This window comes from Streptomyces sp. NPDC088810, from assembly GCF_044750305.1.
Classification (GTDB): Bacteria; Actinomycetota; Actinomycetes; order Streptomycetales; family Streptomycetaceae; genus Streptomyces.
Window position 1 is genome coordinate 290,455 of sequence record NZ_JBIVJQ010000008.1, and the last position, 14,036, is coordinate 304,490.

Genomic DNA, 14,036 nt, shown 5'->3' on the forward strand with positions numbered 1-14,036 from the left:
ACAGGGAGCGTTGTGTCCCGTCGCCTGTTCACCTCGGAGTCCGTGACCGAGGGTCACCCCGACAAGATCGCTGACCAGATCAGCGACACCATTCTCGACGCGCTTCTGCGCGAGGACCCGACCTCCCGGGTCGCCGTGGAGACGCTGATCACCACCGGCCTGGTGCACGTGGCCGGCGAGGTGACGACCAAGGCCTACGCGGACATCGCGACCCTCGTCCGCAGCAAGATCCTGGAGATCGGCTACGACTCCTCCAAGAAGGGCTTCGACGGCGCCTCCTGCGGTGTCTCCGTGTCCATCGGTGCGCAGTCCCCGGACATCGCGCAGGGTGTCGACGCGGCGTACGAGGCCCGGGTCGAGGGCGACGACGACGAACTGGACAAGCAGGGCGCGGGCGACCAGGGCCTGATGTTCGGCTACGCGTCCGACGAGACGCCCACCCTGATGCCGCTGCCGATCTTCCTGGCGCACCGCCTGTCCAAGCGCCTCTCCGAGGTCCGCAAGAACGGCACCATCCCCTACCTGCGCCCCGACGGCAAGACGCAGGTCACCATCGAGTACGACGGCGACAAGGCCGTGCGCCTCGACACGGTGGTCGTCTCCTCCCAGCACGCCTCCGACATCGACCTGGAGTCGCTGCTCGCCCCCGACATCCGCGAGTTCGTCGTGGAGCCGGAGCTGAAGGCGCTCCTGGACGAGGGCATCAAGCTGGACACCGAGGGCTACCGCCTGCTGGTCAACCCGACCGGCCGTTTCGAGATCGGCGGCCCGATGGGCGACGCCGGCCTCACCGGTCGCAAGATCATCATCGACACCTACGGCGGCATGGCCCGCCACGGCGGCGGCGCCTTCTCCGGCAAGGACCCGTCCAAGGTCGACCGCTCGGCGGCCTACGCCATGCGCTGGGTGGCCAAGAACGTCGTGGCGGCCGGCCTGGCCTCCCGCTGCGAGGTCCAGGTCGCCTACGCGATCGGCAAGGCCGAGCCCGTCGGTCTCTTCGTGGAGACCTTCGGCACCCACAAGATCGACACCGAGAAGATCGAGAAGGCGATCGACGAGGTCTTCGACCTCCGTCCGGCCGCGATCATCCGTGACCTCGACCTGCTCCGCCCGATCTACTCCCAGACGGCTGCCTACGGCCACTTCGGCCGCGAGCTGCCCGACTTCACCTGGGAGCGCACGGACCGCGTGGACGCCCTGCGCGCCGCCGCGGGCCTGTAACCCGCACGCGCCCGTTCGCCGGGGCCCGGCTTCCCTTCGGGGGCCGGGCCCCGGCGCGTTTCCGGATCAGCCCGCCGCCAGACGGATGCGGCGCCGGACCCGGTCGACCTCCAGGACCCGGACGGTCAGCTCCTGCCCCTCGGCGACCAGCCGTCCGCCCAGGCCGGATACGTGGACCAGGCCCTCGGCGGCCGGACGGACCCGGACGAACGCGCCGAACGGGACGACCTTGGTCACCGGGCCCGCCACCACCTCGCCCACCGCCAGGCCGAGCGAATCCCACGGATCCTCCTGCAGGGCCTTCAGCGAGATGACCACCTCGCCCTGGTACGAGTCGGCGGCGATCACCTCGCCGGTCACCCGCTGCCCGGGCCGCACCACGTCCGCCGGGTGATCGATGCGCGACCAGGTCAGATCCGGCACCCGGACGGAACCCGTGCCCGGATACACGGGATGCGCCGGTTCCCCGTCGAGGCGCACGAAGACCCCGAAGTGGTGCACGGCGGCCACCGCCCCCGTGACGACGTCCCCGGGCCGTGCCCGCAGCAGATGGCGGTACAGCGCCTCGTCCTCGCACGCCTCGGCGGAGAGCACGACCCGGCCGCTGCGCGCGTCGACCCCCTGCACCTGGGCCCTGATGCGCCGGCCGGCCGCCACCACCTGCGCCGGGTCCTCGAACGTAGCCCAGGACAGCAGATGCCGGGGGATCCGGCCGGCCGGCTCCGCGGGATCGTCCCCGTCGAGGCGGACGACGACCTCGCCGCCCTCGAACCCCGTCACCGTGCCGTGCGCCACCTCGGTCATGGCGCCGAGCCCAGGCCCGGACGGCTCGGCCGAGAGACGGGCGGGGATCGGGCGTCCGGCGCCGTTGTCGGTGCCGTTTGGTAAGAATGCAAGCGTGAGCAGCGAGAACGGGGCGTCCCGGGCGGACGGGGACGGCGGGGCCGAGGGGGCGCCGCCGGAACAGCTCGCGCTCATCCGGGAGAGCGTCCGCCGGGCCAAGGCGCCCCGCGCCAAGCCGCGGACCTGGCGGGGGGCCGCGCTCGCCAAGGAACTGCCCGTCGCGCGGGTGCTGGTCGACAAGGGCGTGCTCCATCTCGACCGGTACTTCGACTACGCCGTGCCCGAGGAGATGGACGCGGAGGCACAGCCCGGCGTGCGGGTGCGGGTGCGGTTCGGGGCCGGGCGGCACCGGGTGCGGGAGGGCCGCCGGGAGGGCGGCGGCCTCATCGACGGCTTCCTCATCGAGCGACGCGCCGAATCCGACTACTCCGGACCGCTGGCCGCGCTCGCCCAGGTGGTGTCGCCGGAGCCGGTGCTGGGCGAGGAACTGCTCGGCCTCGCCCGCGCCGTCGCCGACCGGTACGCGGGCAGCCTCGCCGACGTCCTCCAGCTGGCCGTGCCGCCGCGCAACGCCCGCGCCGAGCAGCGGCCGTCGCCCGACCCGCTGCCCCCGCCGAAGGCACCGGACACCGGCTCCTGGACGCGCTACGAGCACGGGGGAGCCTTCCTGGACGCGCTGGCCTCCGGCGGGGCGCCCAGGGCCGTGTGGAACGCGCTGCCGGGACCGCGGTGGAGCGAGGAGCTGGCCCGGGCCGTCGCCGCCACCCTCGCCTCCGGGCGCGGCGCCCTCGTCGTCGTACCCGACGGGCGGGCCGCCGCGCGCGTGGACGCCGCGCTGACCGCGCTGCTCGGCACGGGCCGGCATGCGCTGCTCACCGCCGACGCCGGCCCCGAGAAGCGGTATGCGCAGTGGCTCGCGGTGCGGCGCGGTTCCGTGCGGGCCGTCGTAGGGACCCGGGCGGCGATGTTCGCGCCGGTGCGGGACCTGGGGCTCGTCGCCGTCTGGGACGACGGGGACGACAGCCACAGCGAGCTGCACGCCCCGCAGCCGCACGCCCGCGATGTGCTCCTGCTCCGTGCCGCGCTGGACAAGTGCGCCTTCCTGCTGGGGAGTTGGAGCTGCACGGTGGAGGCCGCCCAGCTCGTCGAGAGCGGCTGGGCCCGGCCGCTGGTCGCTGGTCGGGAGCAGGTGCGCCGTACCGCGCCCCTGGTCCGCACGGTCGGCGACGACGACCTCGCGCGCGACGAGGCCGCCCGGGCCGCCCGGCTGCCCACCCTCGCCTGGCAGGCGGCCCGCGAGGGCCTGCGGCACGGGCCGGTACTGGTGCAGGTGCCCCGGCGCGGTTACGCGCCCCGCATGGCCTGTGCGCAGTGCCGGGCGACCGCCCGGTGCCGGCACTGTTCCGGACCGCTCCAGGGGCAGGACGCCGGCGTGCTGCGGTGCGGCTGGTGCGGGCGCGAGGAGGGCGCCTGGCACTGCCCGGAGTGCGGCGGCTTCCGGCTCCGCGCCCAGGTCGTGGGGGCGCGCCGCACCGCCGAGGAACTGGGGCGGGCCTTCCCCGCCGTACCGGTACGCACCTCGGGGCGCGAACACGTGCTGGACACCGTCCCGGGCACGCCCGCGCTGGTCGTCAGCACACCGGGCGCCGAACCGGTCGCCGAGGGCGGCTACGCGGCGGCCCTGCTGCTGGACGGCTGGGCCATGCTCGTCCGGCCCGACCTGCGGGCCGGGGAGGACGCGCTGCGCCGGTGGATCGCGGCCGGCGCGCTGGTGCGGCCCCAGAGCGAGGGGGGCACCGTGGTCGTGGTGGCCGAGCCGACCCTGCGGCCCGTGCAGGCGCTGGTGCGCTGGGACCCGGTCGGGCATGCCGTGCGGGAGCTGGCCGAGCGGGCCGAGCTGGGCTTCCCGCCGGTGTCCCGGATGGCGGCCGTGTCCGGTCCGCCCGCGGCCCTCGCCGAGTTCCTGGCGGCGGTCGACCTGCCGCCGGACGCCGAGGTGCTGGGGCCGGTACCGCTGCCGCCCCCGCCGCCCGGCCTGCCACGCCGGCCCGGCGCACCGCCGGCAGGCGAGCACTGGGAGCGGGCCCTCGTCCGCGTACCGCCGGGCAGCGGGGCCGCGTTGGCCACCGCCCTGAAGACGGCCCAGGCCGCGCGGATGGCGCGGGGCAGCGGGGAGGCGGTACGGGTACGGATCGATCCGCCGGACATCGGCTGAGGCGTGGGGCGGTCCCGTCGGGAGGCCCGGCGCGCGGCTGCCCTCCCGGGGGCGGTCCGGGAGGGCGGGGTGGGGGCGTTCAGCCGTTGCGGGGGCCGGGGAAGGCCGTCGGGCGGGCGTCGTCGCGGAGCGTCGGGCTGCCCGCGGTCGGCTGGGTGGGCATGGAGCGGGCCGCGGGGACCGTCGGCAGACCAGTGTTCACGCTGAGCGTGCGGGTGCCGGACGGCTCCGGCCGCTCCGCCTCGGCCGCCGCCTGCGCCGCGGCGCGGCGGGCGCCGTAGCGGCGGTGCACCGCCTGCTTGGTGACCCCGAGCGCCGAGCCCACCGCGTCCCACGAGAAGCCGAGCGAGCGGTCGAAGTCCACGGCGGCCGTGACCAGGGTCTCGACACTGTCCCGGAGTTCCTGGGCGAGGCGGACCGTCGGTGCGGGGGCGCGTCCGTAGACGACGAAGCCCGTGGACGGGCCGGTGCGGCGCGGGCGGTAGACGTTGCCCAACTGGGCGGTGAGGGTACGCAGCGCGTCCACCTGCCGGCGGACCCGCTCGATGTCCCGCACCAGCAAGTGCAGGCTGGCCCGGGCCTGGGCGTCGTGGGTTGCGTGGTCGGCCATGAACAAGCCTCTCGAACCGGCGTTGAAAGGAATTGGGCCGCGAAAGCGGCCCGATGTGGTCAACTCTTTCTTGACCAACGCGCTTACGCTCCGCTGGTCACGGGGTGGGGGCGTACGGGCATATGCGTACGCCCGCCCATCCGCTCGTGCGCCGTTCATGGTCATAGACTGGTGCGCTGCCCGCCCGACCCCCGCCCGAGAGGCCCGATCCCGCCCATGAAGCTCGTCTTCGCCGGTACCCCCGAGGTCGCCGTTCCCGCTCTGGACGCTCTGCTCGCCTCCGGGCGGCACGAGGTGGCCGCCGTCGTCACGCGGCCCGACGCACCGGCCGGGCGCGGGCGCCGACTGGTCGCGTCGCCCGTGGCCGAGCGCGCGGAGGAGGCCGGGATCGAGGTGCTGAAGCCGCTGAAGCCGCGGGACCCGGAGTTCCTTGAGCGGCTGAAGGCGATCGCGCCGGACTGCTGCCCGGTCGTCGCCTACGGCGCCCTGCTGCCGAAGGCCGCCCTCGACATCCCCGCGCACGGCTGGGTCAACCTGCACTTCTCGCTGCTGCCCGCCTGGCGCGGCGCGGCGCCGGTGCAGCACGCCATCATGGCGGGCGACGAGATCACCGGGGCGTCCACCTTCCTCATCGAGGAGGGCCTGGACTCCGGGCCCGTCTACGGCACCGTGACCGAGGAGATCCGTCCCACCGACACCAGCGGCGACCTGCTCACCCGGCTCGCCTTCGCGGGCGCGGGGCTGCTCGCCGCGACCATGGACGGCATCGAGGACGGCACGCTGAAGGCCGTACCGCAGCCCGCCGAGGGCATCACCCTCGCGCCGAAGATCACCGTCGAGGACGCCCAGGTGGACTGGGCGGCGCCCGCGCTGCGCGTCGACCGGGTGGTGCGCGGCTGCACCCCGGCGCCCGGTGCGTGGACCGTCTTCCGCGGCGAGCGGCTCAAGCTCATCCAGGTCACGCCCGTGCCCGAGCGCACCGACCTCGCACCGGGCCGGCTCGCGGTGGGCAAGAACAGCGTGCACGTGGGCACCGGTTCGTACGCCGTCGAACTGCTCTGGGTCCAGGCCCAGGGCAAGAAGCCGATGCGCGCGGCCGACTGGGCACGCGGGGTACGCATCACGGAGGGCGAGACGATCGGCAGCTGACGCCCGGGACCACCGGGACGGCGGGGGAGCCTGGACGCCGGGGACAACCTGGACGCCGGGCCGGTGCTGGGACAATTGCCGACGGCGTAGGCGAACCGGGATGCCCAGTCGAGCCCGGACTGCCAGGTCGAGCCCGGACGGCGCGGGTGGTGGCCGGAGGGCTGGGCCGAGTCCGGGCGGGGAGAAGCCTGGACTGCCGGGTCGTGGCCGGACGGCCGGCACGCGACCAGGGGCCGGGACGAGCCCGTTCGCCGCGGGTACGGCCCGGGCGGCCGAACGAACCCGTAACCGCGGAGGGGTGAGCCCGGGCGGTCAGGTGGAGGGTGGTGCGACGTAGGCTGGAGGCGCATCCTCTTCTTCACACCCGGAGCACCTTTTTCGTGAGCGAGCAGTCCCGGCGGCCGAGCAAGCCCGCCAAGCCCTACCGCCGTCCCCAGAAGGACCCCGTCCGCATCCTCGCCTTCGAGGCGCTGCGCGCGGTGGACGAGCGGGACGCGTACGCCAACCTCGTGCTGCCGCCGCTGCTCAGGAAGGCCCGCGAGAAGGGCGACTTCGACACCCGGGACGCCGCCCTCACCACCGAGCTGGTGTACGGCACGCTGCGCCGGCAGGGCACGTACGACGCCGTCATCGCCGCCTGTGTCGACCGGCCCCTGCGCGAGGTCGACCCACCGGTGCTGGACGTGCTGAGCCTGGGCACGCACCAGCTGCTCGGCACGCGGATCCCCACGCACGCCGCCGTCTCCTCCGCCGTCGAGCTGGCCCGGGTGGTGCTCGGGGACGGGCGGGCCAAGTTCGTCAACGCCGTGCTGCGGAAGGTGGCCCAGAACGATCTCGACGAGTGGATCGAGAAGGTCGCGCCGCCCTACGACGACGATCCCGAGGACCACCTCGCCGTCGTGCACTCGCACCCCCGCTGGGTCGTCTCCGCGCTGTGGGACTCCCTCGGCGGCGGCCGGGCCGGCATCGAGGAGCTGCTCGCGGCCGACAACGAGCGGCCCGAGGTGACGCTGGTCGCCCGGCCGGGTCGGGCCACCACCGAGGAGCTGCTGCGCGAGGACGCCGCCGTGCCCGGGCGCTGGTCGCCGTACGCCGTGCGGCTCGCCGAGGGCGGTGAGCCCGGCGCGGTCGAGGCCGTCCGCGAGGGACGCGCCGGCGTGCAGGACGAGGGCAGCCAGCTGGTCGCGCTCGCGCTGGCCAATGCCCCGCTCGACGGGCCCGACGAGAAGTGGCTCGACGGGTGCGCCGGCCCGGGCGGCAAGGCCGCGCTGCTGGGCGCCCTCGCCGCCGCGCGCGGGGCCACGCTGCTCGCCTCGGAGAAGCAGCCGCACCGGGCGGGGCTGGTCGCCAAGGCGCTGCACGGCAACCCCGGCCCGTACCAGGTCATCGCCGCCGACGGCACCCGTCCGCCCTGGCGCCCCGGCACCTTCGACCGGGTGCTGGTCGACGTCCCCTGCACCGGTCTGGGCGCCCTCCGCCGCCGCCCCGAGGCCCGCTGGCGCCGCCGCCCCGAGGACCTGGACTCCTTCGCCCCGCTCCAGCGCGGACTGCTGCGCACCGCCCTCGACTCCGTGCGCGTCGGCGGAGTCGTCGGCTACGCCACCTGCTCCCCGCACCTCGCCGAGACCCGCGCGGTCATGGCCGACGTCCTCAAGCAGTACCCGGACACCGAACTGATCGACGCCCGCCCCCTCCTCCCCGGCGTACCCCACCTGGGCGACGGCCCCGACATCCAGCTCTGGCCCCACCTCCACGGCACGGACGCGATGTACCTGTCCCTGATCCGGAGAACGGCTTGACGCCACTGAGGGCAGCGCCCCGAAAGGGGCGCGGGGAACTGCACGACCAGCGCCCACCGGCCCGCCGGCCGGGACTCAACCCGTGGACCGCCGCTACAGCCCAGCGCAGCGGCATGGCAGGCTTGGGTCATGGCCGTGCAGATCAACCCCAGCATCCTGTCCGCCGACTTCGCCCGCCTCGCGGAGGAGGCCAAGGCGGTCCAAGGCGCCGACTGGCTCCATGTCGACGTCATGGACAACCACTTCGTCCCGAACCTCACGCTCGGCGTGCCGGTGGTGGAGTCCTTGGCGCGTGCGACGGACACCCCGCTGGACTGCCACCTCATGATCGAGAACCCCGACCGGTGGGCGCCCCAGTACGTCGAGGCGGGGGCCTCCTCCGTCACCTTCCACGTGGAGGCGGCCGCCGCACCCGTGCGGCTCGCCCGGGAGATCCGCGCCAAGGGCGCCCGCGCCTCCATGGCGCTCAAGCCCGCCACGCCGATCGAGCCGTACGAGGACCTGCTCCCGGAACTCGACATGCTGCTCGTCATGACGGTGGAGCCGGGCTTCGGCGGCCAGGCCTTCCTCGACATCATGCTGCCGAAGATCCGCCGCACCCGTGAGCTGATCAAGAAGCACGGTCTGCAGCTGTGGCTGCAGGTGGACGGAGGTGTCTCGGCCTCGACGATCGAGCAGTGCGCGGACGCGGGAGCGGACGTGTTCGTCGCCGGCTCGGCCGTCTACGGGGCGAACGACCCGGCAGAGGCCGTACGCGCCCTGCGCACGCAGGCGGAAGCGGCCACCGCCAAGGCGTCCTGGGCATGCGACCACTGAGCCACGGCCAAGTGAACGCTTGAGTGAACGCCGCCCATCAGGGCGGATCAGCAGCGCCGGATCTGCAAGGATGAACGGCGAATCCAGAGTGTGAACAGCAGTGAGGAGATCGCCGTGTCGGGTATGTCGGCGGGCCGGTCAGCCATGCGGATGGGACCCGCTGAGCTGGTGCAGGCGGCGGCCATGGCCCGCCGCTTCTACCTCGAGGGCAAGTCCAAGATCCAGATCGCGGAGGAGTTCGGCGTCAGCCGCTTCAAGGTGGCCCGGGTCCTGGAGACGGCCCTCGAACGGGATCTCGTACGCATCGAGATCCGCGTCCCGGCCGAACTGGACGCCGAGCGCTCCGACGCGCTCCGCGCCCGCTACGGCCTGAGGCACGCCGTCGTGGTCGAGTCCCCGGCCGAGGCCGAGGAAACCCCCGACCCCGAGAACCTCGGCGAGGTCGCCGCCGACCTGCTCGGCGAACTCGTCAACGAGGGGGACGTCCTCGGGCTGGCCTGGGGCCGGTCCACCATCCACATGGCGGCGGCGCTCGACCGGCTGCCGCCGTGCACGGTGGTGCAGCTGACGGGCGTGTACGACGCCGGGACCGCCGAGCGCGGCTCGGTGGAGGCGGTCCGGCGGGCCGCCCAGGTGTCCGGCGGCGACGCCCACCCCATCTACGCGCCGATGCTGCTGCCGGACGCGGCCACCGCGGCGGCACTGCGCAACCAGACCGGGATCGCCCGGGCCTACGAGTACTTCGACAAGGTCACGGTCGCCTGTGTCTCCATCGGCTCCTGGGAGCCGGGCATCTCGACCGTGCACGACATGCTCAGCGACGAGGAGCGCGCGCACTACGCCTCGCTCGGTGTCGCCGCCGAGATGTCGGCGCACCTCTTCGACGCCGAGGGGCGCCGCATCGGACGGGACCTGGGGGAGCGGTGCATCACGGTCAAGGCCGACCAGCTGCGCCGTATCCCGGAGGTGGTGGCGATCGCGGGCGGGCAGCGCAAGGCCTCCGCGATCGACGCGGTGCTGCGCTCCGGGCTGGTCACCAGCCTGGTGACCGACACCTCGGCCGCCGACTACCTGATGACGGCGGGCCCGACGCCGAAGCCGGCGCTCGGCCGTCAGGACCCCGACGGGGTCTGACAACGGGTCGTGCCGGGACGGCCGTGGCAGCATCGTCCGCATGCTGCCACGGTTCGTCCCCCGCGCTCTCGCCGGCCTGCTGGTCTGTCTCGCCGTCCTCCTGACGGGGTGCGCCGGCGGCTCCGCTCCGGCTTCGCCGGGCACCAGCACCTCCACCCCGCCCTGGGCCCGGGGCATGGCCACCGTCCAGGAGTCCCGGCTCCCGGCCGAGGCCCGCAGGACACTCGTCCTCATCGATCAGGGCGGCCCCTTCCCCTACGCCAAGGACGGGACCGTCTTCGGGAACTTCGAGGGACGTCTGCCGGAGCACCGGCGCGGCTACTACCACGAGTACACCGTGCCGACCCCCGGCTCACGCGACCGCGGGGCCCGGCGCCTGGTCACCGGGCAGGATCGGGAGGTCTACTACACCGATGATCACTACGAGTCGTTCCGGGCGGTACTGAGATGAGCCAAGACCTGACCGGCCGTTTCGTCGTCGCGCTCGACCTCGACGGCGTCACCGACAAGGCCGGGCTGATGGACCGCGCCGTCCGGGCTCTGTCGCTGCCCGACTGGTTCGGCCGCAACTGGGACGCGCTGGCCGACTCCCTGTCCGACCTGTCCGTGTGGCCGGAGGAGGCCGAGGGCAGGGGGCTCCTGGTCGTCGTACGCGGCTGGGAGGGCTACGCCGAGCAGCGGCCGCAGGAGTGGGAGACCGCCCAGGAGGTCTTCGCGCATGCCGTGCGCGCGATGCCGTCGCTCACCGTCGCCCTCGCCCTTGGAGGAAGCTCCTAGGTGATCGGCGGCGACCCTGGATGTTCTGTCGGGGCGTGACCCGGCCCCCGACATGGGAGAATGAAGTACGTGCTCTTTCCCCCTGGCACACCTGTCAGGGGGTCACCTCTGATCGACTGGGATGTGCAGCACGTGCGTTTCCTCAATGACATCCAGCCCGCGTACGACCTGACGTACGACGACGTGTTCATGGTGCCGAGCCGCTCCGCGGTCGGCTCGCGTCAGGGCGTGGACCTCAGCTCGCCGGACGGCACGGGCACCACCATCCCGCTCGTCGTCGCCAACATGACCGCCATCGCCGGCCGCCGGATGGCCGAGACGATGGCCCGCCGGGGCGGCCTCGTGGTCATCCCGCAGGACATCCCGATCGACGTCGTCACCGATGTGATCTCCTGGGTGAAGAGCCGCCACCTGGTGCTGGACACCCCGATCGTGCTGGCCCCGCACCAGACCGTCGCCGACGCGCTCGCGCTGCTGCCCAAGCGGGCGCACAACGCCGGCGTGGTCGTGGACGAGAACCAGCGGCCCGTCGGTGTCGTCACCGACGCCGACCTGTCCGGCGTCGACCGCTTCACGCAGCTCGAAGTGGTCATGTCCAAGGACCTGCTCCTGCTGGACGCGGACATAGACCCGCGTGAGGCCTTCAACACCCTCGACCAGCACAACCGCCGCTACGCCCCGGCCGTCGACAAGGACGGCAAGCTGGCCGGCATCCTCACCCGCAAGGGCGCCCTGCGCGCCACGCTGTACACGCCCGCCGTGGACGCGAACGGCAGGCTGCGGATCGCCGCCGCCGTCGGCATCAACGGCGATGTGGCGGGCAAGGCCAAGCAGCTGCTCGACGCGGGCGTGGACACGCTCGTCATCGACACCGCGCACGGCCACCAGGAGTCGATGATCACCGCCATCAAGCTGGTGCGCGCGCTCGACCCGCAGGTGCCGATCGTCGCGGGCAACATCGTCTCCGCCGAGGGCGTCAAGGACCTCGTCGACGCCGGCGCGGACATCATCAAGGTCGGTGTGGGCCCCGGCGCCATGTGCACCACCCGCATGATGACCGGCGTGGGCCGCCCGCAGTTCTCCGCCGTCCTGGAGTGCGCCGCCGAGGCGAAGAAGTACGGCAAGCACGTGTGGGCCGACGGCGGTGTCCGCCACCCGCGCGACGTCGCCATGGCCCTCGCGGCCGGCGCGTCCAACGTGATGGTCGGCTCCTGGTTCGCGGGCACCTACGAGTCCCCGGGCGACCTCCAGCACGACGCCAACGGCCGTGCGTACAAGGAGTCGTTCGGCATGGCCTCCGCGCGTGCCGTGGCCAACCGCACGTCCGACGAGTCCGCGTACGACCGGGCCCGCAAGGCGCTGTTCGAGGAGGGCATCTCCACCTCCCGCATGTTCCTCGACCCGGCCCGCCCGGGCGTCGAGGACCTGATCGACTCGATCATCGCGGGCGTCCGCTCCTCCTGCACCTACGCGGGCGCCGGCTCCCTGGAGGAGTTCGCCGAGAAGGCCATCGTCGGCATCCAGAGCGCGGCCGGCTACGCCGAGGGCAAGCCGCTGCACGCCAGCTGGAGCTAGCCCCCGGCACCCGTCCTGACGGCCCCCGCTGTTCCCGCGCCCGGGAAGAGCGGGGGCCGTCGGCGTCCCGGCGCCGAAGGGCTCCGTCTTCCTCGCCGGAGCGCTCCCGAGGAGGCCCGGAAGATCGTCGTGCAACGGTCGACAGCGTGTGTGCAACGATTTGTCATTCCGGGCGGATGAACGCAATGATCATGCGGGGATGCGCAAGGTTGCTGCATTACGCCCGTGAAGGCCCGCCTCATAGGGTGCTGCGCTAGTACGTGTGTGGCGGGGACCCCGCTCGGTCGGTTCCTGCCCTCGCAGGCTCCTCCGGTCCCCACCACGACGGCCGGCGGCCATGCCGGTCCGTACCCCCCAACCGACGGCAGCGAACAAGGAGCCAGCGCGTGCTCGACCAAGGCGCACCACCGCAGAACCCGATATCGGCCGCCCCCGCGTCCCCGGGCGTCGCCGCGCGCCTGATGCGTCGCAAGCCAGTGGAACGCCTGGTCGCAGAGGGCGGCCAGGGTGAGGGAGGGCAGCTTCGGCGTTCCCTCGGGCTGTGGCAGCTGACCATGATCAGCATCGGGGCCACGCTCGGCACCGGCATCTTCGTCGTCCTCGGCGACGCCGTCCCGGAGGCCGGTCCCGCGGTCACCCTGTCCTTCGTGATCGCCGGCCTCACGGCTCTGTTCTCGGCCCTGTCCTACGCCGAACTGGCGGGCAGCATCCCGGTCGCCGGCTCCTCCTACTCGTATGCGTACGCAACGCTGGGCGAGCTGGTCGCCTGGGTCTGCGGCTGGTGCCTGGTGCTGGAGTACGGCGTGTCGGTGGCCGCCGTCGCCGTCGGCTGGGGCGAGTACCTGAACGAGCTGCTCGACGGCACCATCGGGGTCACCATCCCGAGCGCCCTGTCCTCGGCACCGGGAGAGGGCGGCATCATCAACCTGCCCGCCCTGATCGTCGTCCTGCTGGCGATGGTGTTCCTGCTCGGCGGCGCACGGGAGTCCGCCCGCGCCAACACGATCATGGTCAGTGTGAAGATCGCCGCCCTGGTGCTGTTCTGCGCGATCGGTGTCATGGGCTTCAAGTCCGGCAACTACGCCGACTTCATGCCGCTCGGCATGACCGGGGTCAGCGCCGCCGGCGCCACGCTCTTCTTCTCGTACATCGGCTTCGACGCCGCCTCCACCGCCGGTGAGGAGGCGAAGGACCCCAAGCGGGACCTGCCGCGGGCGATCATGCTGTCGCTGATCATCGTGACCGCGCTGTACGTGCTCGTCGCGGGCGTCGCCGTCGGCGCCTGGAACTGGAAGAAGTTCGACGGTTCGGAGGCGACCCTCGCCGCGATCATGAACGATGTCAGCGGCCAGACCTTCTGGGGCACGCTGCTCGCGCTCGGCGCGGTCATCTCGATCGCCAGCGTGGTCCTCACCGTGCTCTACGGCCAGACCCGCATCCTCTTCGCGATGGCCCGTGACGGCCTGATGCCGAAGGCGCTCGGCAAGATCCACCCGAAGACCGGTGCCCCCCGTCTCAACACGGTGATCGTCTCGCTCTTCTGCGGTGTGCTCGCCGCCCTCATCCCGCTCGGCAAGCTCGTCGACGCCACCAGCATCGGCACGCTGTTCGCCTTCGCCCTGGTCAACATCGCGGTGATCGTGCTGCGCTACAAGCGCCCGGGTCTGGAGCGCACGTTCCGGGTGCCGTTCGGGCCGGTGCTGCCGGTGCTGGGCTTCCTGTTCTGCGCCTACAACATGTCCAGCCTCGACACCGTCACCTGGGTCGTCTTCGGATGCTGGATGGCCGCCGGGCTCGTGTTCTACTTCCTCTACGGCTATCGCCGTTCCCGTCTCGCGACCGGTGAGGAACTCGCGGTGACGGCAGAGAAGTGACCCGAACCGAAGAAGTGAACCAC

At 73.1% G+C, this 14,036-nt stretch carries 12 protein-coding genes; 10 read left to right on the plus strand and 2 right to left on the minus strand.

What is annotated here, in order from left to right; translation table 11 throughout:
• Window positions 1-12 precede the first annotated feature (12 nt).
• On the plus strand, window positions 13-1,221 hold the full coding sequence (gene metK / locus ACIP4Y_RS25665; protein ID WP_358646192.1) for a methionine adenosyltransferase: 1,209 nt from the start codon (window positions 13-15) through the stop codon (window positions 1,219-1,221).
• A gap of 66 nt (window positions 1,222-1,287) precedes the next feature.
• On the opposite strand, the gene ACIP4Y_RS25670 is transcribed toward metK, so the two are convergent.
• A complete protein-coding gene (locus ACIP4Y_RS25670) occupies window positions 1,288-2,025 on the minus strand; it encodes a S1 RNA-binding domain-containing protein (RefSeq protein ID WP_401397658.1) in 738 nt (245 codons plus the stop codon).
• A 94-nt stretch (window positions 2,026-2,119) separates the two neighbouring features.
• Here ACIP4Y_RS25670 and ACIP4Y_RS25675 point away from each other — a divergent pair, with 94 nt between their 5' ends.
• Window positions 2,120-4,279 carry a primosomal protein N' gene (locus tag ACIP4Y_RS25675; protein ID WP_401397661.1) on the plus strand — a complete coding sequence of 720 codons (2,160 nt, stop codon included), beginning with the start codon at window positions 2,120-2,122 and terminating at the stop codon, window positions 4,277-4,279.
• A 79-nt stretch (window positions 4,280-4,358) separates the two neighbouring features.
• Here ACIP4Y_RS25675 and ACIP4Y_RS25680 read toward each other — a convergent pair whose 3' ends face one another.
• On the minus strand, window positions 4,359-4,889 hold the full coding sequence (locus tag ACIP4Y_RS25680) for a hypothetical protein (protein WP_401397664.1): 531 nt from the start codon (window positions 4,887-4,889) through the stop codon (window positions 4,359-4,361).
• Window positions 4,890-5,105: 216 nt separating this feature from the next.
• Between ACIP4Y_RS25680 and fmt the strand changes: the two genes are divergently transcribed.
• From fmt to ACIP4Y_RS25720, 8 genes are all read left to right on the plus strand, one after another.
• Window positions 5,106-6,038, plus strand: coding sequence for a methionyl-tRNA formyltransferase (fmt, locus tag ACIP4Y_RS25685; RefSeq protein ID WP_401397667.1), 933 nt, complete (start codon window positions 5,106-5,108; stop codon window positions 6,036-6,038).
• 380 nt (window positions 6,039-6,418) lie between these two features.
• Window positions 6,419-7,837, plus strand: coding sequence for an RsmB/NOP family class I SAM-dependent RNA methyltransferase (locus ACIP4Y_RS25690; RefSeq protein ID WP_401397669.1), 1,419 nt, complete (start codon window positions 6,419-6,421; stop codon window positions 7,835-7,837).
• 129 nt (window positions 7,838-7,966) lie between these two features.
• Window positions 7,967-8,653, plus strand: a complete 687-nt coding sequence (rpe, locus tag ACIP4Y_RS25695; RefSeq protein WP_401397672.1) for a ribulose-phosphate 3-epimerase — start codon at window positions 7,967-7,969, stop codon at window positions 8,651-8,653.
• Window positions 8,654-8,743: 90 nt separating this feature from the next.
• A complete protein-coding gene (locus ACIP4Y_RS25700) occupies window positions 8,744-9,787 on the plus strand; it encodes a sugar-binding transcriptional regulator (RefSeq protein ID WP_401397675.1) in 1,044 nt (347 codons plus the stop codon).
• 40 nt (window positions 9,788-9,827) lie between these two features.
• Window positions 9,828-10,238, plus strand: coding sequence for a ribonuclease domain-containing protein (locus tag ACIP4Y_RS25705; protein WP_401397678.1), 411 nt, complete (start codon window positions 9,828-9,830; stop codon window positions 10,236-10,238).
• Entirely contained in the window at window positions 10,235-10,564 is a 330-nt protein-coding gene (locus tag ACIP4Y_RS25710; protein WP_401397681.1) for a barstar family protein, read from the plus strand. Before ACIP4Y_RS25705 ends, ACIP4Y_RS25710 begins: the two co-directional genes overlap by 4 nt.
• 132 nt (window positions 10,565-10,696) lie before the next feature.
• Window positions 10,697-12,139, plus strand: coding sequence for a GuaB1 family IMP dehydrogenase-related protein (locus tag ACIP4Y_RS25715; protein ID WP_401397684.1), 1,443 nt, complete (start codon window positions 10,697-10,699; stop codon window positions 12,137-12,139).
• Window positions 12,140-12,525: 386 nt separating this feature from the next.
• Window positions 12,526-14,013 carry an amino acid permease gene (locus ACIP4Y_RS25720; RefSeq protein WP_401397687.1) on the plus strand — a complete coding sequence of 496 codons (1,488 nt, stop codon included), beginning with the start codon at window positions 12,526-12,528 and terminating at the stop codon, window positions 14,011-14,013.
• Window positions 14,014-14,036: the final 23 nt, after the last annotated feature.